The sequence below is a fragment of the Leucobacter sp. gxy201 genome (genome assembly GCF_051043335.1).
Taxonomy (GTDB): Bacteria; Actinomycetota; Actinomycetes; order Actinomycetales; family Microbacteriaceae; genus Leucobacter.
In genome coordinates, this window is sequence record NZ_JAMXWS010000004.1 from 299,304 (window position 1) to 322,181 (window position 22,878).

A 22,878-nucleotide genomic window follows, 5' to 3' on the forward strand; every position below is an offset into this window, starting at 1 on the left:
TCCCCGGGCCTGCTGCGTCTACGACTGCACCAGCGCGTGGCACCGCATTACGCGCTCCCGCCACCAGGTCTCGCGATCGGGGGCGGCGCGGTACTGCTCGATCCGTGCGGCATCGGGCTCGGGCCGCTCGACAGGGATCCCCCCGCCCATGGGCACCAACGGCTTCCGGGCGACGTCGCCCTCGAGCAGCGCGACCGTGCCGAGCCCGCAGGCCCCGGCGAGCAAGCCGTCCGGGAGCGCCGCGGCGAGACGCGCGCCCATCGCGATGCCCACGGAGGTGTCGAGCGCGCTCGAGACGACGACCGGCAGCCCCGCCTGCTCGACGATGCCGAGAGCGCGGCGGATGCCGCCGAGCGGCTGCGCCTTGATGACGAGCAGGTCGGCCGCGCCGGCGCGCGCGACCGCGAGGGGATCGCTCGCCTTGCGCACGCTCTCGTCGGCCGCGATGCGCACGCTGCCCGCGAGGCGCCCGCGCAGCTCCACCAGCTCCGCGACCGAGGCGCACGGCTGTTCCGCGTAGTCGAGGTCGAACTCCGCCAGGGCGTGCAGCGCGGCCTCCGCCTCGTCGACGGCCCAGCCGCCGTTCGCGTCGACGCGCACCTTCGCGTCGGGGCCCATCGCCGCGCGCACCGCACGCACGCGGGCGACGTCGTCGGCGAGCGACTGGCCGCGTTCGGCGACCTTCACCTTCGCGGTGCGGCAGCCGGGGAAGCGCGCGAGTATCTCGGGTACCGCGCCCGCCGCGACCGCGGGAACCGTCGCGTTCACCTCGATGCGATCGCGCAGCGCCCGGGGCTGCGCGCGCCAGCCGAAGTCGAGCGCCGCCGCGAGCCATGCCGACGCCTCGGTGTCGCCGTACTCGGGGAACGCCGAGAACTCGCTCGCGCCCTCGGGCCCTGCGAGGATCGCGGCCTCTCGCACCGAGATGCCGCGGAACCGGGTGCGCGTCGGAATCGCGACGATCTGCAGCGACGCGAGCACCTCGTCGAGGGAAGGCGCGGGAAGACGGTCGGGGAGCGGGGCGGGCATGCCACGATCATGGCACGTCGGCCTCCGGTAGGAGAGGATTGCAGCATGGAAGCAGAACCGACCGCCACCGGCGCCGACACCGATACCGGCACCGCGCAGCCGCACGAACCCCACGACGCGCGCATCGGCCAGAAGCTCAACTGGCTGCGAGCCGGCGTGCTGGGGGCGAACGACGGCATCGTCTCGACCGCGGGCGTCGTCATCGGCGTCGCCGCCGCCACTCCGGGCAACGTCGTCGCCATCGCGACCGCGGGCCTCGCGGCGCTCGTCGCGGGTGCATTCTCGATGGCGGGCGGCGAGTACGTCTCGGTCAGCACGCAGCGCGACACCGAACGCGCCATGATCGAGCAGGAGAAGCGTGAGCTGCGCGAGCAGCCCGAGGAGGAGCTCGCCGAGCTCGCCGGCTTCTACCGCGACCGAGGGCTGTCGCCCGAGCTCGCCGACCGGGTCGCCGCCGAGCTCACCGCGCACGACGCGCTCGCCGCCCATGCCGAGATCGAGCTCGGCATCGACCCCGACGAGCTCACGAGCCCGTGGGCCGCGGCCGTGTCGTCGTTCGTCGCCTTCACGGTCGGCGCGCTCATCCCGCTCATCATGATCCTGCTGCCGTTCGACGGCAACCGGGTCTGGGTCGCGGCGCTCGCCGTCGTCATCGGGCTGCTGCTCACCGGGTGGATCAGCGCCACCCTCGGCCGGGCGCCGCGATTCAGGGCGATCGTGCGCAACGTCGCGATGGGGTCGGCCACGATGGCGGCGACGTACCTCATCGGCCTGCTCTTCGGGGTCGCCGTCTCGTAGGCTTGAAGGCATGACGCACGATGCACAGCCGGCCGTACCGCCGCGCAAGGTCTCCGACATCTTCGACCCGGCCGAATGGCGGATCGCCCCCGGCGCCGAGGGCTATACCGACATCACCGCGCACCTGAGCCTCGACGGCCGCATCGCTCGCATCGCCTTCGACCGCCCCGAGGTGCGCAACGCCTTCCGCCCGCACACGGTCGACGAACTCTCCGACGCCCTCGAACGGGTGCGCGTCAACGGCGAGGTCGGCGTCGTGCTGCTCACCGGCAACGGTCCCTCCCCGCGCGACGGCGGCTGGGCGTTCTGCTCGGGCGGAGACCAGCGCATCCGCGGCCGCGACGGGTACCAGTACTCCGACTCCGAGACGACCGTGGGCGCTGCCGCGCAGGCCCGGGCCGGCCGCCTGCACATCCTCGAGGTGCAGCGGCTCATCCGTTTCATGCCGAAGGTCGTCATCGCGCTCGTGCCCGGCTGGGCGGCGGGCGGCGGGCACTCGCTGAACGTGGTCTGCGACCTCACCATCGCCTCGCGCGAGCACGCGAAGTTCAAGCAGACCGATGCCGATGTGGGCTCGTTCGACGCCGGCTACGGCAGCGCCTACTTCGCGCGCCAGGTCGGCCAGAAGTTCGCGCGCGAGATCTTCTTCCTCGCCGATACCTACGACGCCGAGCGGGCGCGCGAGATCGGCGCCGTGAACGAGGTCGTCGCGCACGAGGACCTCGAGCAGACCGGCATCGCATGGGCGCGCACGATCCTCGGCAAGTCGCCGACCGCGATCCGCATGCTCAAGTACGCGATGAACGCGGTCGACGACGGCATCGTCGGCCAGCAGCTGTTCGCCGGCGAGACGACGCGCCTCGCATACGGCACCGACGAAGCGGTCGAGGGGCGCGACTCGTTCCTCGAGAAGCGCGACCCCGACTGGAGCCCGTTCCCGTACTACTACTGAGCCTGAGCGGCCCACGGTGCCCCGTCGTGCCCCGTGCGGGGAGCGGGATGGGTTTGGTGCACTATCTGGTCTGAATAGTGCACCAAACCCATCCCGCTCTGCGCGTACGGCAGGGCGCGCAGCGGTGCGCCGCCGCGCTACGCGGCTGCGGCGGCCTGCTGCGCCTTCTTCTCGCGGCGCAGCTCGTGCAGAATGGGCTCGGTGTAGCCGGAGGGCTGCGACGCCCCCTCGACGATGAGCCTGCGTGCCGCGGTGAAGGCGAGGCCGGGGGTCTCGCCGTCGGCGCCGAGCAGCGCCTCGTAGAGCGGGTCGCCCGCGTTCTGCCGGTCGACCACGGCCGAGTAGGCGCGCAGCGCCTCGTCGACCTGCGCTTCCGTGATGACGCCGTGCAGCAGCCAGTTGGCGAGCAGTTGCGACGAGATGCGCAGCGTCGCGCGGTCCTCCATGAGGGCGACGTCGTGGATGTCGGGCACCTTCGAGCAGCCGACGCCCTGGTCGATCCAGCGCACCACGTAGCCGAGGATCGACTGGCAGTTGTTCTCGAGCTCGGTCCGCACGACCTCGGGGGAGAGGTCGCCCGGGCCGGCGAGCGGGATGCTGAGCAGCTCGTCGAGGCTCTGCTGCGCTGCGGCCGACCCCGGTTCGAGGGAGGGCAGCGCGGCGCGCGCAGCGAAGGCGTCGGCCCGGTGGTAGTGGATGGCGTGCAGCGTCGCCGCGGTCGGCGACGGCACCCACGCGGTCGAGGCGCCCGAGCGCACGTGACCGATCTTCTGCTCGAGCATGTCGGCCATGAGGTCGGGCATCGCCCACATGCCCTTGCCGATCTGGGCGCGGCCGTCGAGGCCGCAGGCGACGCCGATCTCGACGTTGCGCGCCTCGTAGGCGGAGAGCCACGGCTGCGTACGGATGGCGCCCTTCGGCAGGAAGGGGCCCGCGTGCATCGAGGTGTGGATCTCGTCGCCGGTGCGGTCGAGGAAGCCGGTGTTGATGAACACGACGCGATCCGCCGCGGCGGCGATGCAGGCCGCGAGGTTCGCCGACGTGCGCCGCTCCTCGTCCATGATGCCGACCTTGAGGGTGCCGCCGGGCAGTCCGAGCAGCGCTTCGACGCGGCCGAACAGCTCGACGGTGAACGCGACCTCGTCGGGCCCGTGCATCTTGGGCTTCACGATGTACATCGAGGGCGTGCGCGAGTTGGCCTGCGCGCCGCGGATGTCGTCCAGCGACCCGAGGGCCGTCATGATCGCGTCGACGATGCCGTCGGGCGTCTCGGCGTCGGTGCGGTCGAGGATCGAGTCGCCCGTCATGAGGTGGCCGACGTTGCGCACGAACAGTACGGAGCGGCCGGGCAGCACGATCTCGCCGCCGTCGGGCGCGGTGAACACGCGGTCTGCGTTCAGTTCGCGGGTGAACGTCTCGCCGCCCTTCGAGACCTCCTCGGTGAGGGTACCGTCCATGAGACCTCGCCAGTTGCGGTAGCCGAGCGCCTTGTCCTCGGCGTCGACGGCGGCGATCGAATCCTCGAGGTCCATGATGGTGCTGAGCGCGGACTCGAGCACGATGTCCTGCACGCCGGCCGCGTCGGTGCGGCCGATGGCGCCGGCGCGGTCGATGACGATGACGAGATGAATGCCGTGGTGCACGAGCAGCACGCTGTCCGGGGTCTCGGGGGAGCCCGTGTAGCCGGCGAAGCCCGCGGCGTCGGCGAGACCGGTCTCGGCGCCGCTTCCGAGGGTCGCGACGAGCGCGCCGCCCCGAACGATGTAGCCGGTGACGTCGGCGTGCGATCCGTGGCCCAGCGGTGCCGCGGTGTCGAGCAGCTCGCGGCCGCGCGCGATCACGGCCGCGCCGCGCTCGGCGTTGTAACCGGCGCCGGGGGCGAGGTCGCCCTGCTGCGAGATCGCGTCGGTGCCGTAGAGCGCGTCGTAGAGGGAGCCCCAGCGCGCGTTCGCGGCGTTGAGCGCGAAGCGGGCATTGAGAATGGGCACCACCAGCTGCGGGCCGGCGAGCGACGCGACCTCCGGGGCGACGTTCTCGGTGCCGACGGCGATGTCCTCGGGCTCGGGGGCGAGGTAGCCGATCTCGGTGAGGAACGCGCGATAGGCCTCGGGGTCGGGGCGGCCCGGGTGCTCGCGGTGATACGCGTCGAGGCTCGCCTGCAGCGCGTCGCGCCGGGCGAGCAACTGCGCGTTCTTCGGCGCGAGCTCGTGCACGAGGCCGCTGACGCCCTGCCAGAACGCGTGGGCGTCGAGGCCGTGCCGTGCGAGCGACTCCTCGGCGAAGTCGACGATCGGCAGGGCCACGGAGAGGTCTGCGCGGGCGGCGTAGTCGGTCATGTCGGGCTCCAATGCTGGTCGAGCGATCTGGTTCCACGATAGAAGCGATTCTGTACTTCGAAATCATAATTCCGTATTGTGAAATTCATGACGTCAGGGATCGCCTCGGAACCTCCACTCGCCGAATCGCCCCAGCCGCCCGGCCGGGTGCAGTCGGTCGCCCGCGCCTTCGGCCTGCTCGAGCTGCTCGCCCGCGCGGAGACCCCGCTGCCGCTCGCCGACATCGCCGCCGAGGCGGGCCTCGCCCAGCCGACCGCGCACCGGCTGCTGCGCACCCTGCTCGAGCTCGGCTACGCCCGGCAGCTCGACAGCCGCCGCTACGCCCTCGGGCCGGGCCTCATCGGCCTCGGCGAGGCCGCGACGCCCGTGCTCGCCGAGCACGCCCGCGCGAAGCTCGTCGGCCTCGAAGCCGCGGCGCAGGAGACGGCGAACCTCGCCATCCTCGACGGCGACCTCGTCACCTACATCGCGCAGGTGCCGTCGCGGCACCGCATGCGCATGTTCACCGAGGTCGGCCGCCGGGTGCTGCCGCACGCGAGCGGCGTCGGCAAGGCGATGCTCGCGACGCTGCCCGATGCCCGCGTGCGATCGCTCGTCGTCCGCACCGGGCTGCCGCGATTCACGCCGACCACGCTCACGTCGGCGGACGCCCTGCTCGCCGACCTGCGCGAGACCCGTCGGCGCGGCTTCGCGATCGACGACGGGGAGCAGGAGGTCGGCGTCAGGTGCATCGCCGTGACGATCCCTGGAGCCGAGCCGCCCGCCGCCGTCTCGATCTCGGGGCCCGCGACCCGCATGACCGATGAGATCGTCGCGACCGCGGTCGACGAGCTGCTGCGCGCCGCCGACGGGCTGCGGGTGGCGCCGGAGATTCGGCACCCGGGCCGACCGAGTACCCTGGACGGGTGACTCCGACAGGCGGCCTCCGTGCCATCCCGACCGCTGACCGCGCCTGGCTGATCGCAGCCCTCGGCGACGCGCTGAACGGCGGCGCCCCCGTGCTGCCCGTGTCGGGCGATGCCGATGAGACGGTGATCGCGGCGCTGCAGGCGGCCCCGCTTCCGACCGGCACCGCGCTCGTGCTGCGCACCTCCGGGTCGACCGGCGTGCCGAAGGCCGTCGCGCTCTCCGCAGGTGCGCTGCGGGCGAGCGCCGAGGCCACCCACGAGCGCCTCGGCGGCCCCGGCCAGTGGCTCGTCGCCCTGCCCGCGCATCTCATCTCGGGGCTGCAGATGCTCGTGCGCAGCGCGCTCTCGGGCATCGACCCCGTGTTCTACGACGGGCCGTTCGACCCCGCCGGCCTGCTGCGGGCGGCCGAGAAGATGGAGGCCGAGCGCCGCTACGTCTCGCTCGTGCCGGTGCAGCTGTCGCGGCTGCTCGACCTCGCCGAGCGCGACTCCGACGCGGCCGATGCGCTGCGCGCGTTCGACGCGGTGCTCGTCGGCGGCCAGGCCGTCTCGCTCCAGCTGCGGCGCCGCTGCCACGATCTCGGCGTCGCGCTGAAGCGCAGCTACGGCATGAGCGAGACCGCGGGCGGCTGCGTCTACGACGGCGTCGAGATCGGCGATACCCGCGTGCGCATCCGCGAGGGCGAGGTGCAGCTCGCCGGCCCGTCGCTCGCCCTCGGCTACGTCGGCGACGCCGCGCTCACCGCCGACCGCTTCGTGCTGCACGAGAACCGCGACGGAACCCTCACCCGCTGGTACCGCACGGGCGACGCCGGCGAGCTGCTGGGCGGCATGCTCACGGTGACGGGCCGGCTCGACCGCGTGATCGTGTCGGGAGGCGTCAACGTCTCGCTCGACGAGGTCGAGCGCGTCGTGCGCGAAGCGGCCGGTATCGAGTCCGTCGTCGCCGTCGGCGCTCCGCACCCGGAGTGGGGCGAGCGCGTCGTGCTCGTCGTCGAGGCAGCGACGCCTCCCGCCGCCGTGCCGGCCGTGGAGGCCGCCCGCGCCGCGCTGCGCGAGCGCCTCGGCGCCGCCGCCGTGCCCGACCGGGTAGTCGAAATGGAACAGCTGCCGCGCCTCGCGGGCGGCAAGGTCGATCTGCGCGCGCTCGCGGAGTCCGTGCGCGCGCACGAAGGAGCACACGAATGAACGCGAAGGATCTGCGCCGCTCGGGCAACCCGGCCCGCCGCGCCGCCGCCGAACGGCAGGCCTCGGTCGGCGCGGCCCCGCGCATCACCTGGCGCAGCTGGGTCGGCGGCGCGCGCCTGCGCACTCTCCCGCTCGCCGTCGCCCCGGTCGCCGCGGGCGCCGGCATCGCGCACATGGTGCACGGCTTCTCGTGGACGCTGACGCTGCTCGCGCTCGCCGTCGCCGTGCTGCTGCAGATCGGCGTCAACTACTCGAACGACTACTCCGACGGGGTGCGCGGCACCGACGAGTTCCGCGTCGGCCCCGCCCGCCTCACCGGGTCGGGGCTCGTGAACCCGAAGAGAGTGCTCGCGACGGCGCTCGTATTCTTCGGCCTCGCGGCCGTCGCCGGCCTCGTCGCGGTCGTGCTCAGCGGGCGCTGGTGGTTCCTCGCGCTCGGCGCGGTCGCGATCGTCGCGGCCTGGTTCTACACGGGCGGCAAACGCCCCTACGGCTATGCGGGGCTCGGCGAGGTGATGGTGTTCATCTTCTTCGGCATCGTCGCGACCGTCGGCACCGTGTACCTCCAGACCGACGTGCAGACGCAGGAGATGTGGTGGGCGGGCGCGGGCGTCGGCCTGTTCGCCGTCGCGGTGCTCGTCGTGAACAACCTGCGCGACATCCCCACCGACCGGCTCGCGGGCAAGAAGACGCTCGCCGTGCGCATGGGCGACCGCGCGTCGCGAGCGCTCTACATCGCGTGCGTCGTGCTGCCGTTCGGGGTGCCCGCGTTCTTCGGCCTCGTGTACCCGGGCATGCTGCTCGTCTGGTTCGTGCTGCTCGCCGTCGCGCCGTGCATCCTCATCGTCATCACGGCGAAGACCGCGCGCGAGCTCATCCTCGTGCTGCAGCTCACGAGCCTCGCGGCACTCGCCTACGGCGTGCTGCTCGGCTGCGCCTTCGCGTTCTAGTTCGCGGGGCCGGCGCTCGGCGATCCCTGGCCGGGATCTGCCGCCGGAGTCTCGGTCTCGGGAGTCTCCGCCGCATCGACCGCGTCGTCCTCGACCAGGGCGTCGGCCCGGCCGTGGTCGCGGGTGCGCCACTCGTAGATGCTCTCGGACGCGACGGAGCGCTGCTTCGACAGCAGCAGCACCGATAGCGCGACGCCGATGAGCGCCGCGAAGACGGCGGCGAGCCAGACGCGCACGCCGATGACGTACATCAGACCGAACGGCACTGCGAAGAACAGCAGGCGCAGCACGATGTAGACGGTCCAGGCGTTACGGGTCTTGCTCATTCCCCCGAGTGTAGCCGTGCGGGCTGGGTCGAATCCGGGTGCGCGGGCGCGGCCGGAGCCGAGGCTCGCGCGGCATCCTGTACTCCAGCAATGTGTCAGCGCTGCGGGCTAGCATGGGGGTATGGTGCGGGTTGTGATCATCGGAATCGTCGTAGCCGTCGCATTCACGCTGTATGCGTTGGTCGATGCGGCTATGACCGAGGGGGCTCGGGCGCGCGGCGTCAGCAAGCCTGTTTGGGTGGTGCTGGTCGTGCTGCTGCCGGTGATCGGCGGGGTGCTCTGGTTCATGATCGGCAAGGGATCGATGCCCGAGCCCGAGCCGGTGCCCGCCGATGACGACCCGCGGTTCTCGGGCGCCCGCATGTCGCGCGACGACCTCGACGCGCACATGCGCGTGCTCGAGGAGCAGCTGAAGGCGCTCGACGACGAGGTGTACCCGGGCGAGGACGGCGGGAGCGGCGAACTCGGCCCCGACGCCCCGAAGCCCGACGACACCGAACCGCCGAAGCCGTGACGGCCCGACCGGCCGCGGCGACCGTCTTCGCGGTCGAGCTGCTCGGCGAGCTGATCCGCCGGGGCGTGCGCGACATCGTCGTCTGCCCCGGGTCGCGCTCGCAGGCGCTCGCCCTGGCCGCGGCGGCGGCGGAGCGCGCCGATGCCATCCGGCTGCACGTGCGCGTCGACGAGCGCTCGGCCGGCTTCTTCGCGCTCGGCATCGCCCGCGAGACGGGCCTGCCTGCCCCGGTGGTCGTGACCAGCGGTACGGCGGTCGCGAACCTCGCCCCCGCCGTGCTCGAAGCGCACGAGGCCCGCGTGCCGATGCTCGTGCTCACCGCCGACCGGCCTGACGAGCTGCGGGGCATCCGCAGCAACCAGACCACGCGGCAGCTCGGCCTCCTCGGCGGCGGCCTGCGCCTCGCCCTCGACGTGCCCGCGCCCGAATACGCCGAGAACGGTGACATCGTGCGCTCGGCCGCGCTCGCCCGCGGCGTGACGAACGACCCCGGGCGCCTCGCCGCCGCTGCGCTCGCCGCATCTCTCGGCCGCCCGGGCGGGCTGCCCGCGGGCCCGGTGCAGCTGAACCTCGCCTTCCGCGATCCGCTCTCGGGCGTCGCCGGTTTCGACGCGATGATCGCGGGCGGCTTCGAGGCCGCCGCGCTCGAAGCGGATGAGCTGCGGGCCGCCGGTGCCGCTGCGGATCCGGAAGCGACCACCGGGGCCGGCCCGGACGCCGCCGCCCCGGCTCCGGGCGCGTACGTGCACGACGGCGACGCGCTCGCGGTCGTGATCGCGGGCGACGGCGCGGGAACCGAGGCCGAGGCGTTCGCGCAGGCGGCCGGCCTGCCGCTGCTCGCCGAGGCCGTGAGCGGGTCGCGCTTCGGCCGCGAGGCCATCACCGCCTACCAGACGCTCATCGACGACCCCGAGATCGGCGGGCTCATCGAGCGCGCGATCGTGTTCGGCCACCCGACGCTCACCCGCCAGGTGCCCGCGCTGGCGAAGCGCGACGACGTCGAGGTCGTCGTCGTCGACCCGCACGCGGGCGTCGACCACTACCTGCCGTCGCCCGACGTGCGCGTGGTGCCGGCGGCCGTGGTGGCACCCGGGCACGACGCGCGGCGCATGCGGCGCTGGCTCGGCGCCTGGGTCGTCGCCGACCGCGCCCTGCAGCGCGAGCGCAGCACCGTGCACGAGCCCGACTTCGATGCGGCGGTCGCCACCGAGTACAAGGCGCGCAACGAGTACGCGCGCACCGAACTCGCCGCTATGCGCGAACCGGTGACCCGCGAACTGCTCACGGAATCGGTGTGGCGCGCGACGTGGCCGCACGACCGGCTCGTCGTCGCCGCCTCGCGCCTCGTGCGCGTGCTCGACTCGCTCGCGCCGTCGCGCCGCGTCGAGGTGCACGCGAACCGCGGGCTCTCGGGCATCGACGGCACCGTCGCGACCGCGCTCGGCATCGCCGCGGCGAGCCAGGGCGCCGACGACCCCGCCCGCGCCGCCGGCACGACGCGCGTGCTCATCGGCGACCTCGCCCTGCTGCACGACGCCGGGTCGCTGCTCCTGCCCGAGGCCGAGGAGCGCCCGCGCATTCAGCTCTTCGTCGGCAACGACGGCGGCGGCACCATCTTCGACGGGCTCGAGGTCGCCGGCTCGGCTCCAGCCGACGACTTCGTCCGGGTGATGACGACACCGCACGGCGTGACGCTCGAGTCGCTCGCCGCGGCCTACGGCTGGGAGTACCGCAGAGTCGCCACCCGGAATGAGCTCGAGCGCATGCTCACCGAGCCCGCAACGGGCCCGATGCTCGTCGAGGTGCCCCTGGCGTAGTGCCACTGGCCGAGAAGCCGTTTCACCGCTATTCGAGGCCCGATGCGCTCAGCTGCGTCGCCCCCTCCAGGCATTCTGCTCAGGTGAGCAAACTGACTCTCAAGTGTTGTTCTGTGTTCTCGGCTTTCCTAGCCTGATTACCGGGTGCGCAAGGCACTACGTCGAAGCGGTCACCGCACCGCGAAAGGGAGGAACCGCCGCATGGATGGCAAGATGAAGGCCGCAGTACTATATGAGCCGGGCGACATCCGTGTGGAGGAGGTCCCCGTTCCCGCCATCGCTCAGAACGAGTTGCTGGTCGAAGTGGCCGCATGCGGCGTATGCGGATCCGATATTCCGCGCATGATGGTCAATGGCGCGTACTACTCGCCCATCATCTGCGGCCACGAGTTCGCCGGGCACGTCGTGGAGATCGGCGACGCAGTCACTGCTTTCAAGGCCGGCGATCTGGTCACCGTGCCCCCGTTGCTGCCATGCCGCACGTGCGAGAGCTGCTCCGAAGGGCATTTCAGTCTCTGCGAGGACTACGACTACTTCGGCAGCCGCCGCAGCGGGGCCTACGCCCGTTACGTCAATGTGCCCGAAGACAACGCGCTGCTCGTCCCGGAAGATCTCGACCCCCGTGCAGCGGCCATGATCGATCCCGCGGCGATCGCGCTGCACGCCATACTGAAGACCGACCTGCGCGAGGGGCAGCGGGTCGCGGTGCTGGGCGCGGGCCCCATCGGGCTCTTCGCCATCGAGTGGGCGCTCCTCTACGGTGCGAGTGAGGTGCTCGCCCTGGATGTGAACGAGGAGAAGGCGGCGATGGCTCGCCAGGCTGGAGCGACGCTCACCGCGACGAATGCCGAGGAGGCGTTGACGCTCGCCGGGAGCGGGTTCGACGTGCTGATCGAGACCGCCGGAGTCCCTCCGACCATCGCACTCGCGCCCAATCTGCTGGCGCGCCACGGTCATGCCGCATTCATCGGGATCCCGAATCATCCGATCGAACTCGACAAGAAGACGTTCTCCAACTTCCTCCGACGAGAGATTACTCTGCATGGCAGCTGGAACTCCTTCTCGGCTCCGTTCCCCGGCCGCGAATGGACCGAGTCCGCGCGGCGGCTCGCCGATGGCAGCCTCGGGTGGGAGTTCATGATCACGCACGAGCTCGGCCTCGACGCGCTTCCTGAGACGATGCGACAGCTCGCGGATCGGTCCGTATTCTCCTCGAAAGTACTCTTTATCCCGACCAAGTCCTAGGCTGACGAGCATGAACGATGACGATGAATTGCTCGCGGTCAAGGCTGCTGAGCTCTACTACAACGAGGACAAGACGCAAGGTGAAATCGGCGCTCTGCTGCAGATCACCCGGTGGAAAGTCGGTCGTCTCATCGTTCATGCCAAGGAAGCGGGATACGTCCGCATCGAGATCGTCCACCCGCGGGCGCGTCGGGGGCACCTCGAACGCGATCTCTGCGAGCGGTTCTCGCTGCAGGACGCCGTCGTGGTGCCGAGCCTCGATCAGAACGATCCGATCGCCCTCCGACAGCGGGTCGCCGAGGCCGCGGCCGAGTACCTGACCAGCATGCGCCCGGTGACGAAACTGCTCGGGATCAGCTGGGGGCGCACGTTGCACGATGTCGCTTCAGCATTGCGACAGGATTGGGCGCGGGGAGTGCACGTCGTGCAGATCAATGGCGGAGTGAGCCTGAACCGGCGTGCGAGTTCGGCAGCTGATACGGCGGCGATGATCGCGCGAAAGGGGCATGGTTCGGCCTCGATGCTGCCGAGCCCGGCGATTCTCGAGCGCGTCGAGACGAAGATCGCGATCGAGAACGACCGCACCGTGGCCGGTGTGCTCGACAGCGGTCGCCATGCCGATACCTGCCTCTTCAGCGCCGGCCCGGCCGACCTCGGGTCGGTGCTATCGGAGAGCGGGTATCTCTCGCAGAATGATCTCCTGGTGCTCCGCAGTCGAGGCGCAGTGGGCGATGTGCTGGGACGCTTCATCGATGCGAACGGGTACCCCGTCGATCCCGAACTCGATGAGCGAACGGTCGGGCTCGGCCTCGACGACCTGCGCAACGCCCAACGATCCATCGCGGTGATTTCGGGCGAAGCCAAGCACGATGTGTGTCGAACCGTCGTATCGTCGGGTCTGTGCACCGTGCTGATCACGGACGAGATCACCGCGCAGCATCTGCTCGACGAATCGCTGTGCAAATAGTCAGATGTTCATCCGAAGAAAGGATCAAGGATGACCCAAGGTAAAGAAGCGGTAACCGCAGTTGCGACTGCGGACCGGGCCGCCGACGCGGTCGATGTTCTCGGGGGCGCCGCGAGCGAGGTGAACCTCCGCCGTTTCCTCCACGGTCTCCCCGGTGTCGATGGTGTCGGGCTCAGCGCTCGCGCCGCCGGCCTCGGCACCCGCTCGATCAAGACGACGTCGAAAGCCTGGGCGCTCGACCGCACCATCGGTCTGATCGACCTGACCACGCTCGAAGGCGCAGACACCCCGGGCAAGGTGCGCTCCCTCGTCGCGAAGGCGAAGACGCCCGACCCCGCAGACCCCACCTGCCCGCAGGTCGCCGCGGTGTGCGTCTACGGCGACCTCGTCGACGTCGCCATCGAGGCGCTCGGCGACGACCATGTCTCGCGCGGCGGCTCCATCACCGTGGCCGCCGTCGCCACTGCTTTCCCGAGCGGCCGCGCGTCGCGCGAGGTGAAGCTCGCCGACGTGCGCGACGCCGTGAGCGCGGGCGCCGACGAGATCGATATGGTCATCGACCGCGGCGCCTTCCTCGCCGGGCGCTACGGCGAGGTCTACGACGAGATCGTCGCGGTCAAGGATGCGTGCCGTCGCCACGATGGCCCCGACGCCCACCTCAAGGTGATCATGGAGACGGGCGAGCTCAAGACCTACGACAATGTGCGCCGTGCCTCCTGGCTGTCGATCCTGGGCGGCGGCGACTTCATCAAGACCTCCACGGGCAAGGTATCACCTGCGGCAACGCTGCCCGTGACCCTGCTGATGCTCGAGGCCGTGCGCGACTGGTATCTGCTGACCGGTGAAAGGATCGGCGTGAAGCCGGCGGGCGGTATCCGCTCGTCGAAGGACGCGATCAAGTACCTCGTCACCGTCGCCGAAACCGCCGGCGAGGAGTGGCTCGTGCCCGAGCTCTTCCGCTTCGGCGCCTCGAGCCTGCTGAACGACGTACTGCTGCAGCGCCAGAAGATCTCGTCGGGCCGGTACTCCGGCGGCGACTACGTGACCATCGACTGACCACACGGATTACGGAGCACACATGTCATTCCTCGAATACGCCCCGGCCCCCGAGTCGCGGTCGATTCTCAGCCTGCAGGACGAATACGGCCTGTTCATCGATGGCGAGTTCGTCGAGGGGCGCGGCACGCCCTTCGAGACGATCTCGCCCGCCGACGGTACCCGCCTCGCGATGATGTCGGCCGGCGACGATAGCGACGTCGACCGCGCAGTGATGGCCGCCCGCCGAGCCTACGAGCGCACCTGGTCGAAGCTCTCGGGCGCCGACCGCGGCAAGTACCTCTTCCGCATCGCTCGCCTGGTGCAGGAGCGCTCTCGCGAGCTTGCCGTCGCCGAGAGCCTCGACAACGGGAAGCCCATCAAGGAGACCCGCGACTTCGACATCCCGACCGTGGCTGCGTGGTTCTTCTACTACGCCGGCTGGGCGGACAAGCTCGAATACGCGGGTCTTCGAAACCCCCGGCCCCTCGGCGTCGCCGCCCAGGTGATCCCGTGGAATTTCCCGCTCATGATGCTCGCGTGGAAGATCGCGCCCGCGCTCGCCGCAGGCAACACGGTCGTGCTGAAGCCCGCGTCGACGACCCCGCTCACGGCGATCCTCTTCGCCGACATCCTGCAGCAGGCCGACCTGCCGCCGGGCGTGGTGAACATCATCACCGGCCCGGGCAGTATGGGCAACGCGCTCGTGACCCACCCCGAGGTCGACAAGGTCGCCTTCACCGGATCGACGGCGGTCGGGCAGCACATCTCGCGCGCGATCTCGGGCACCCGCAAGCGGCTGACGCTCGAGCTCGGCGGCAAGGGCGCGAACATCGTGTTCGACGACGCCCCGGTCGACCAGGCCATCGAGGGCGTCGTGAACGGCATCTTCTTCAATCAGGGCCAGGTCTGCTGCGCCGGTTCGCGGCTGCTCGTGCAGGAGTCGATCCATGACGAGTTCGTCGACCGGCTCAAGCAGCGCATGTCGACTCTGCGTGTCGGAGACCCCCTCGACAAGAACACCGACATCGGTGCGATCAACTCGGCAGCGCAGCTGCAGACGATCACCGAGCTCTCGGAGGCCGGCGTCGCCGAGGGCGCCGAGATGTGGGCGCCCGATTGCCCGCTGCCCGATCGCGGCTTCTTCGCCCGCCCGACGATCTTCACCGGCGTCTCGACGAGCCACCGCATCGCGCGCGAAGAGATCTTCGGCCCCGTGCTGAGCATCCTCACCTTCCGCACCCCCGAAGAGGCCGTGGCGAAGGCGAACAACACCCCGTACGGTCTGTCGGCAGGAATCTGGAGCGACAAGGGCTCCCGGGTGCTCGCCGTCGCCGATCGCCTGCGCGCCGGCGTCATCTGGACCAATACGTTCAACCGCTTCGATCCGGCATCGCCGTTCGGCGGATATCGCGAATCCGGGTACGGCCGCGAGGGCGGCCGCCCGGGACTCACCTCGTACCTCGCCGACGCGGCGAGCGATCAGATCTCGCAGAAGGGGGCCGACCAGTGACGAGGCTCGCCATTCCCAAGACCTACAAGCTGTTCATCGGCGGGAAGTTCCCCCGCAGCGAATCGGGGCGCTCGTACCGGGTGCTCTCGAAGAAGGGAGCCTTCGTGGCGAACGCAGCGCAGGGATCGCGGAAGGATGCACGCGACGCGGTCGTCGCCGCGCGTGCGGCCTTCGCCGGCTGGTCGGGCGCCACCGCATACAACCGCGGGCAGATCCTCTACCGCATCGCCGAGATGCTCGAGGGTCGTCGGGCGCAGTTCGCCGACGAGATCCAGTCGCTCGAGGGCGGCACCGCCCAGGCGGCGAAGCAGCAGGTGGATCATGCGATCGACCTCTGGGTCTGGTACGCAGGCTGGGCCGACAAGTACGCCCAGGTCGCGGGCAGCGCGAACCCCGTCGCGGGCCCCTACTTCAACCTTTCGGTACCCGAGCCGACCGGCGTCGTCGCGGCGATCGCGCCGCAGACGGGCGGCAGCCTGCTCGGCCTCGTGAGCGTCATCGCCCCGGCGATCGTCTCGGGCAACACCGTCGTCGCAGTCGCGCACGAGGCCGCTCCGCTGCCGGCGATCTCGCTCGCCGAGGTGCTCGCCACCAGCGACCTGCCGGGCGGCGTCGTCAATATCCTCAGCGGCTCGCCCGCCGAGATCGCGCCGTGGCTCGCGGGCCACGCCGACGTCAACGCGATCGACCTCGCCGGATGCGGCGATCTCGACTGGCCCGAGCTCGAGCGCACCGCTTCGGATACCGTGAAACGCGTCGTGTTCCCGATCGCGGGCGACAGCGCGGCTGCCTCGCTCGAGCGCATCCTGTCGCTCGTCGAGATCAAGACGGTCTGGCATACCAAGGCCGTCCTCTAGAGTCCGACAGGAACCCGATCTTCGCCGCTTGGCCGGCGAGGATCGGGTTTTCTGTGTCTCAAATCGTTATGTATGTGCTCACTTGAGCGGCCCGTGTCGTCATCTGCGCGGATGTGTGGATCGCGTTGACCCTGCGGGCACGAGCTTATTGACTGAAAGAGTTCGGAAGCGCGAGTGCGCAACCGCCAAGTATCGACAATGGAGTTATTGATGATTGGACTGGAGTTCCACTCTCCCGATGCACTGCGCATCGCGGACCTGGAGCGCCCTTCGGCCAGCGACGGCGAGATGGTGATCGATATGGTCGCAGTCGGCATCTGCGGCACGGACCTCAAGATCGCCCGCGGGGAGCATCGGTTCTTCCCGCCGGGCACCGTCCGAGTTCCGGGACATGAGGTCGTCGGTCGCGTGCGCGAGAACCGATCGGCGTGCAACGACCTGAAGGTCGGAGACCTCGTGGCGGTCGCCCCGAATGTCGCCTGCGGAACCTGCAACTCCTGCCGACGTGGCCACCCGAATCTTTGCGAGCAGTACGAGGCGATCGGACTGACCTTCAACGGGGGTCTTGCGGAGTCCATGCTGCTCCCGAGCCGCGCGGTCGAACAGGGCAATGCGATCCCTGTCCCAGCGCATATGGACCCGCTGGATGCAGTGCTCATGGAGCCGCTGGCCGCCGTACTGCGCGGCCTGCGTGCGATCGACTTCACTGCGGGAGATTCCCTCGTGGTCATCGGAGCCGGCCCGATCGGACTCATCGCGGTCAAACTCGCCCGCCAGCTCGGCGCTGCGAAGATCATCGTCTCGCAGACCTCGACGGCCCGTCGCGAACTGGCGCGTACCTTCGGCGCCGACAACACCGTCGACCCGCGGTCCGAGGATATCGTCGAGGCGGTGCGACGGCATACCGGGGGAGCGGGCGCTGATTGCGTGCTCGTCGCGACGCCGATCCCCGAAGTGTTCCGCAGCTCGTTCGAGCTGGCCGCCGTCGGCGGCCGGATCAACTTCTTCGCAGGGCTCCCGAGCGGCAAGGGCGAGACTGTGCTCGACGCCAATCTCGTCCACTATCGCGAGCTCACGGTGACTGGATCGACGGCGAACTCAACCGAAGACTGCGTCGCAGCCCTCGATATCCTTGCCGAACACGCCGAAGACTATCGGCAGTTGATCACCCATACCGTGCCGCTGGTACGCGCCGCCGAGGCATTCGAGACCGCGGCCACCGGGACTGCGTTGAAGGTGGTGGTGACACCATGAGCGAACCAGTCTTCGTGGCCTGCGACATGGGCACGACGCTGATCAAAGCCGCTGTCGTCGACCTGTCCGGGAACGTGCTGGCTGCGGCTTCGGTACCATCGCGCCTCGACCGTCCCGCACCGGGCGTGATCGAGCAGGATCTGCTCGAGATCGAGCAGCAGGCGTATACAGCGATCGGGAAAGCGGTTTCGGCCTCCGAGCGCTCATCAGATATCGCCGGTGTTTCGTTCTCGAGCCAGATGGCAGGAATCGGCGCGGTCGGCGAAGATTTCGGGCCAGCGGCGCCGTTCGATTCCTGGCTCGATTCCCGCTGCAGTCGTGATATCTACGAGATGGAACCGATGGCGCGCCGGGTCACGCAGATCGCCGGCTGCCCGCCCTCGTACTCCCACGGCACGAAGATCCGATGGATGCAGCGGGAGCGACCGGCGGAGTACGCTCGTACCGTCGCCTTCCAAGTGCCCGGGCCGTATGTGGCGGCGCGTCTGGCCGGGCTGGGGGCGGCGGGTGCATTCATCGACCGCCCGAACCTCTGCTTCTCGAACCTCTCCGACACCGACCGAGGCATGTGGTCGGAAGAGCTCGTCGGTCTCTTCGGCATCGACGGATCCAAGCTGCCGCGTATCGTCGAGGCGACCGACATCATCGGCACCGTGAGTCGTGAGGCCTCGGCCGCGACGGGAGTTCCGGAGGGCGTGCCGATCGCCGCGGGCGGCGGCGATCAAGTGATCGCGGCTCTCGGGGCGGGCGTCGTGGCGCCGGGCCGGGCGTCCGACAGCGCGGGCACTGCGAGCCTGTTCTCGATGGGCCTCGATCGTTGGGCGCCGGATACCGAACGGATGGCGATGGTCACCGCGACCTCCGTGATTCCCGGGCTCTACCTCTCGTTCTCGTTCGTGAACGGCGGCGGCCTCGGGCCCGAGTGGGTGCGCGGCACGATCGTCGACCACCCGGGCATGGCGGACGAGGCATTTGCCGACCTCGAGCACCTCGCGAACCAGGTGCCCCCGGGCTCGGAGGGTCTGATCTGGCTGCCGCATTTCCAGGGCGGCGTGCTGCCGCCGAAGCCGTATCTGCGCAGCGGTTGGGTCGGCCTCACCTCGGGGCATGGCCGCGGCCACCTCTACCGCTCGGTGCTCGAGGGCATCGCCTACCAGTACGCCGAGTGGGCGGATCGCGCCCCGGCGATCACGGGCGAGCAGCTCACCGAGGTACGGGCGATGGGCGGCGGAGCGAAGTCCGATCTCTGGGTATCGATCAAGGCAGACGTGCTGGGAGTGCCGGTCGTGCGCATGCAGAAGTCGGAGTGCGCGCTGCTCGGGAATGCGCTCGTCGCGGCTGCGGCGACCGGGCACGTGACGGACATCGCGACGACCATCGATTCCTGGCACGACCTCGGGGAACCGGTGCGCCCCGATCCCGCACGCCATTCGACCTACCGACGCTACCTCGAGGTGTTCAACGAACTCTCAGACCAGGTCGACCCCACTTTCCGCCGGCTGCAGGAGATTGCGGACGGGGTCGCGGGCTAGGACGAATCCGCCCGGCGACCCGATCAGACCTATAGACCCACTACCCACATCCAATCTAGAGAAAGAAACCATCATGGCCAAAGCTGTCCATCACATTCCTCGGGCGCTGACGTTCACCGCGCTGGCTACCGCACTCGTACTCGGGGCAACCGGCTGCGCCGGATCGGGATCGGATTCCGGCTCCGGAGAGGGCGGTGGCACGAAGATGGGCGTCACCGTCTCGAACAGTACGAATCCCTTCTTCGTCATGGAATCGCGCACGGCCGAAGAGGCCGGCAAAGAGGCGGGGTTCGAAGTGATCTCGCAGGAAGCTGGTGAGGATGTCCAGACTCAGAGCGACCAGATCGATCAGTTCATCACCTCGCAGGTGAGCTTCATCGTGATCGATCCGGTCGACTCCGACGGAGTCGGCCCCGCGGTCAAGCGCGCTGTCGAAGCCGGTATTCCGGTCGTCGGGATCGACTCCGTCACCAAGAACGCCAATGTCTCGGTGACCACCAACAACGTCCAGGCCGGAGAGATCAGCTGCACCTCTCTTGCGGAGCAGCTCGGCGGTACGGGCAAGATCGCCATCCTCGACGGCACTCCCATCTCGGCCGTCTCCGACCGCGTGGTCGGCTGCAAGAACGTGCTCGAGGGATACCCCGACATCGAAGTCGTGGCCGAGCAGCGCGGCGATAACAGCCGCGACAAGGCGCTGCCGGTGGCGACCGACATCTTGACCGCGAACCCCGACATCGACGGCATCTTCGCGATCAACGACCCGACCGCCGCAGGTGTCGAGCTCGCTGCCAAGCAGAAGGGCATGAAGATCATCATCACTTCGGTCGATGGCGCCCAGTCGGCGGTGGACTCCATCCTCGGCGAGGGCATGATCACCGCCACTGCGGCTCAGGATCCGGCGGCTCTCGCCCGCAAGGGTGTCGAACTCGGCGCACAGCTCGCGAAGGGCGAGAAGGTCGAGGACGACCTGATCGAGCTTCCGACCGAGCTCGTCGACGCGGATACGGCCAAGAACTACACTCCCTGGGGGTGAGTGATGACGCAGGTCGAAAACGATCCCGTCCCGATCGTGAGGTTGCGGCGGATCGTCAAGAGGTTCGCCGGCGTCACCGTCGTCGACGGTGTCGATCTCGACTTCTTCCCCGGCCAGGTGCACGTCCTGGCCGGGGAGAACGGCGCCGGTAAATCGACGCTGATGAAAGTGCTCGCCGGCATCCACCAGCCGGACGCAGGTACCATCGAGATCGAAGGGCGGGAACGGCAGCTCGATGTGGCGAGCGCCAAGGAAGCCGGCATCGCGATCGTGCACCAGGAGCTGCTCATCGCCCCGAACCTCTCCGTCGCCGACAATCTGGCGATGGGGCGCGAGTACCGCGGCCGTTTCGGCGGCCTGAGCCTGAAGCGCACCCGCGAGGCGGCCGAACGGCAGCTCGAACGAGTCGGCGTCGACTTTTCTTCTTCGACGCAGGCCGGGAAGCTGAGCACCGGCAAGCAGCAGCTCGTCGAGATCGCCCGGGCGGTGTCGGGCGACCCGAAGGTTCTGATCTTCGACGAGCCGACGGCCGCGCTCTCGACGCGTGAGGTGCGCAAGCTGTTCCAGATCATCGACGAGCTGCGCGGTCGCGGTTGCGCGATCGTGTACATCACTCACCGCATGGACGAGATCGAGGAGCTTGCCGATGTGGTGACGGTGCTGCGCGACGGAAAGTTCGTCGCGACGATGCCCAAGGCCGAGGCCACCCCAGAGACGATCGTGACCAGAATGGTCGGACGTGCGGTCGAATCGCTCTTCCCCGATCGCTCCGCGCAGCTCGGCGAAGTGCGGCTGTCGGTACGGGATCTGGGAGACGGCGATTGGATCGGCCCAGTCGGATTCGATGTCAGAGCCGGCGAGATCGTCGGCGTCGCCGGTCTCGTGGGCTCGGGCCGCTCGGAGATGGCCCGTCTCATTTTCGGTGCTGACCGCGCCGCGACGGGCACTGTCTCGGTTGATGGACATCGTGCGGCCGCGTCCAGGTCTCCCATCGGCGCGATGCGGAACGGCATCGCGCTGGTGCCCGAGAGCCGCAAAGAGCAGGGCCTCGTGCTGGGGCGGAGCGTGAGTGACAACATTGTGATGGCGTCGTACCGCAAGGTCTCGCGCGGAGGGGTCATCCAGCGGCATTCCGTCCGCTCGACCGCCGAGGAGCAGAAGAGGTCGCTCGGTATCAAGGTCGCGAACCTCGATCAGCGCGTTCGCGAGCTTTCGGGCGGCAACCAGCAGAAAGTGCTGCTTTCCAAATGGCTCGAGACGGATCCGAAAGTGCTGATCCTCGATGAGCCGACCCGGGGCGTCGACGTCGGGGCGAAAGCCGACATCTACAAGATCATCGAGGCGGCGGCGCAGCAGGGGACGGCGGTGATCGTCATCTCGTCAGAGCTGCCGGAGGTGCTGGGGCTCGCGGACCGCGTGCTCGTCATGCGCCAGGGCGACATCGTCGCTGATCTCCCCAATGAGGGGCTGACCGAGGAAACGGTTATGGAGCATGCCTTCGGGTTGGCTCAGCGCCCAATTCACAACATCAGGAAGGAAGCTTCGGCATGAGCGCTGTAGACACATCGGTGAAGACCTCGCGAAACGGGGGTCGGGGCACCGTTCGGGAGTTCTTCGATCGGAACGAGCAGCTCGGTGTCGGACTCGCATTGGTCGCGCTGGTCGTGCTCATGGCGTTCATCGCACCCTACTTCATGACCACGAACAACCTCATCGAGGTGATGCGCCAGGTATCGGCGATCGCCATCCTCGCTGCGGGCGGTACCTTCGTGATCCTCACCGCGGGCATCGACTTGTCGGTCGGCTCGGCGCTCGGTGTCACCGCCATGGTCGCGATCGTCTGCGCGAACGCGGGCCTGCCAGCGATCGTCGCAATCGTCTGCGCCCTCGCCGCAGGTACCGTGATCGGCGCGATCAACGGCGTCTTCATTGCCCGCTTCGCGCTCCCGGCGTTCATCGTCACACTCGCGGCGCTCACTTACCTCCGCGGCGTAGTGTACGTCGGCACCGGTGGAACGACGCTGATCCCTGCGCAAGTCGACTACGCCTGGATCGGTCAGAGCTCGTTGCTCGGCATCCCCTACGCCGTACTCATCATGCTGGCCGTCTACGTCGGCGGCTGGTTCCTCCTGAACCGCACGGTATTCGGACGCCAGGTCTATGCGATCGGCGGCAATATGGAGGCTGCGCGCCTCTCGGGCATCCCCGTCCGCCGAGTGATCATGCTGACCTATGTCATCTCGGGCGTGACCGCCGGCATCGCGGGCCTGATCCTCGCCTCCCGTCTGGAGAGCGCAGTCCCCGACCTCGGCTCGGGCTACGAACTCAACGCGATCGCCGCGATCGTGCTGGGCGGTACCTCGCTCATGGGAGGCCGGGGCTCGCTCGTCGGCACTTTCATCGGGGCGCTCTTCATCGCCGTCCTCTCGAACGGCATGACTCTGATGAACGTCGAGTCGTTCTATCAGCAGATCATCATGGGCGTCGTGATTCTCCTCGCGGTGCTGATCGATCGCCTGCGCAGAGGGCAGTCGGCCGACTAGGCGCACGCGCGACCACTCTCGGCCCCGGATTCAGGGCGCTCATGCCGCGTCCGAAATCCGGGGCCGTCTGCGTTGCAC

Annotated in this window: 20 protein-coding genes; 17 read left to right on the plus strand and 3 right to left on the minus strand. The window is 69.4% G+C overall.

The features are described from left to right. Positions 1 to 18: 18 nt before the first annotated feature. Positions 19 to 1,029, minus strand: coding sequence for an o-succinylbenzoate synthase (locus NHL51_RS08755; RefSeq protein ID WP_434143101.1), 1,011 nt, complete (start codon positions 1,027 to 1,029; stop codon positions 19 to 21). A gap of 45 nt (positions 1,030 to 1,074) precedes the next feature. Between NHL51_RS08755 and NHL51_RS08760 the strand changes: the two genes are divergently transcribed. Both NHL51_RS08760 and NHL51_RS08765 read left to right on the plus strand, forming a co-directional pair. Continuing rightward, the gene (locus NHL51_RS08760) at positions 1,075 to 1,827 is read left to right on the plus strand and encodes a VIT1/CCC1 transporter family protein (RefSeq protein WP_434143102.1); all 753 of its coding nucleotides are present in this window, start codon (positions 1,075 to 1,077) and stop codon (positions 1,825 to 1,827) included. Positions 1,828 to 1,837: 10 nt separating this feature from the next. Next, the gene (locus NHL51_RS08765) at positions 1,838 to 2,779 is read left to right on the plus strand and encodes a 1,4-dihydroxy-2-naphthoyl-CoA synthase (protein ID WP_434143103.1); all 942 of its coding nucleotides are present in this window, start codon (positions 1,838 to 1,840) and stop codon (positions 2,777 to 2,779) included. Between the two features lie 137 nt (positions 2,780 to 2,916). On the opposite strand, the gene NHL51_RS08770 is transcribed toward NHL51_RS08765, so the two are convergent. Further along, positions 2,917 to 5,115: a malate synthase G gene (locus tag NHL51_RS08770; RefSeq protein WP_434143104.1), complete on the minus strand. Its 2,199-nt coding sequence runs from the start codon at positions 5,113 to 5,115 to the stop codon at positions 2,917 to 2,919. 87 nt (positions 5,116 to 5,202) lie between these two features. Here NHL51_RS08770 and NHL51_RS08775 point away from each other — a divergent pair, with 87 nt between their 5' ends. Genes NHL51_RS08775 through NHL51_RS08785 form a run of 3 tightly spaced genes read left to right on the plus strand, consistent with a single transcriptional unit; the run spans position 5,203 to position 8,161 of the window. Then, positions 5,203 to 6,024 carry an IclR family transcriptional regulator gene (locus NHL51_RS08775; RefSeq protein ID WP_434143105.1) on the plus strand — a complete coding sequence of 274 codons (822 nt, stop codon included), beginning with the start codon at positions 5,203 to 5,205 and terminating at the stop codon, positions 6,022 to 6,024. Further along, a complete protein-coding gene (locus tag NHL51_RS08780; RefSeq protein WP_434143106.1) occupies positions 6,021 to 7,211 on the plus strand; it encodes an AMP-binding protein in 1,191 nt (396 codons plus the stop codon). Before NHL51_RS08775 ends, NHL51_RS08780 begins: the two co-directional genes overlap by 4 nt. Beyond that, positions 7,208 to 8,161 (plus strand): 1,4-dihydroxy-2-naphthoate polyprenyltransferase, encoded by a 954-nt coding sequence (locus NHL51_RS08785; protein ID WP_434143107.1) that lies wholly within the window; start codon positions 7,208 to 7,210, stop codon positions 8,159 to 8,161. The genes NHL51_RS08780 and NHL51_RS08785 overlap by 4 nt, the downstream gene beginning before the upstream one ends. Here NHL51_RS08785 and NHL51_RS08790 read toward each other — a convergent pair. Next, entirely contained in the window at positions 8,158 to 8,487 is a 330-nt protein-coding gene (locus NHL51_RS08790; protein ID WP_434143108.1) for a DUF4229 domain-containing protein, read from the minus strand. The two genes, NHL51_RS08785 and NHL51_RS08790, sit on opposite strands and share 4 nt — an antisense overlap. Positions 8,488 to 8,608: 121 nt before the next feature. Between NHL51_RS08790 and NHL51_RS08795 the strand changes: the two genes are divergently transcribed. The 12 genes from NHL51_RS08795 to NHL51_RS08850 all read left to right on the plus strand — a co-directional run bounded on the left by NHL51_RS08795 (position 8,609) and on the right by NHL51_RS08850 (position 22,800). Further along, positions 8,609 to 9,001, plus strand: a complete 393-nt coding sequence (locus tag NHL51_RS08795; protein WP_434143109.1) for a PLDc N-terminal domain-containing protein — start codon at positions 8,609 to 8,611, stop codon at positions 8,999 to 9,001. Further along, positions 8,998 to 10,818 (plus strand): 2-succinyl-5-enolpyruvyl-6-hydroxy-3-cyclohexene-1-carboxylic-acid synthase, encoded by a 1,821-nt coding sequence (gene menD, locus NHL51_RS08800; protein WP_434143110.1) that lies wholly within the window; start codon positions 8,998 to 9,000, stop codon positions 10,816 to 10,818. The genes NHL51_RS08795 and menD overlap by 4 nt, the downstream gene beginning before the upstream one ends. Before the next feature lie 201 nt (positions 10,819 to 11,019). After that, complete coding sequence (locus NHL51_RS08805; RefSeq protein ID WP_434143111.1) at positions 11,020 to 12,063, plus strand: galactitol-1-phosphate 5-dehydrogenase; 1,044 nt, start codon at positions 11,020 to 11,022, stop codon at positions 12,061 to 12,063. 10 nt (positions 12,064 to 12,073) lie between these two features. Beyond that, positions 12,074 to 13,030, plus strand: a complete 957-nt coding sequence (locus NHL51_RS08810; RefSeq protein WP_434143112.1) for a sugar-binding transcriptional regulator — start codon at positions 12,074 to 12,076, stop codon at positions 13,028 to 13,030. Positions 13,031 to 13,060: 30 nt separating this feature from the next. Further along, positions 13,061 to 14,086, plus strand: a complete 1,026-nt coding sequence (gene deoC / locus NHL51_RS08815) for a deoxyribose-phosphate aldolase (RefSeq protein WP_434143113.1) — start codon at positions 13,061 to 13,063, stop codon at positions 14,084 to 14,086. A gap of 22 nt (positions 14,087 to 14,108) precedes the next feature. Continuing rightward, the gene (locus tag NHL51_RS08820) at positions 14,109 to 15,578 is read left to right on the plus strand and encodes an aldehyde dehydrogenase family protein (protein WP_434143114.1); all 1,470 of its coding nucleotides are present in this window, start codon (positions 14,109 to 14,111) and stop codon (positions 15,576 to 15,578) included. After that, the gene (locus tag NHL51_RS08825) at positions 15,575 to 16,435 is read left to right on the plus strand and encodes an aldehyde dehydrogenase family protein (RefSeq protein ID WP_434143115.1); all 861 of its coding nucleotides are present in this window, start codon (positions 15,575 to 15,577) and stop codon (positions 16,433 to 16,435) included. The genes NHL51_RS08820 and NHL51_RS08825 overlap by 4 nt, the downstream gene beginning before the upstream one ends. A gap of 210 nt (positions 16,436 to 16,645) precedes the next feature. Further along, complete coding sequence (locus NHL51_RS08830; RefSeq protein ID WP_434143116.1) at positions 16,646 to 17,689, plus strand: zinc-binding dehydrogenase; 1,044 nt, start codon at positions 16,646 to 16,648, stop codon at positions 17,687 to 17,689. Further along, positions 17,686 to 19,221: a xylulokinase gene (locus NHL51_RS08835; RefSeq protein WP_434143117.1), complete on the plus strand. Its 1,536-nt coding sequence runs from the start codon at positions 17,686 to 17,688 to the stop codon at positions 19,219 to 19,221. The genes NHL51_RS08830 and NHL51_RS08835 overlap by 4 nt, the downstream gene beginning before the upstream one ends. A 73-nt stretch (positions 19,222 to 19,294) precedes the next feature. Next, positions 19,295 to 20,257, plus strand: a complete 963-nt coding sequence (locus tag NHL51_RS08840) for a substrate-binding domain-containing protein (RefSeq protein ID WP_434143118.1) — start codon at positions 19,295 to 19,297, stop codon at positions 20,255 to 20,257. A gap of 3 nt (positions 20,258 to 20,260) precedes the next feature. After that, a complete protein-coding gene (locus NHL51_RS08845) occupies positions 20,261 to 21,808 on the plus strand; it encodes a sugar ABC transporter ATP-binding protein (RefSeq protein WP_434143119.1) in 1,548 nt (515 codons plus the stop codon). Then, positions 21,805 to 22,800, plus strand: a complete 996-nt coding sequence (locus NHL51_RS08850) for an ABC transporter permease subunit (RefSeq protein WP_434143120.1) — start codon at positions 21,805 to 21,807, stop codon at positions 22,798 to 22,800. The genes NHL51_RS08845 and NHL51_RS08850 overlap by 4 nt, the downstream gene beginning before the upstream one ends. The last annotated feature ends 78 nt before the right edge of the window (positions 22,801 to 22,878 follow it).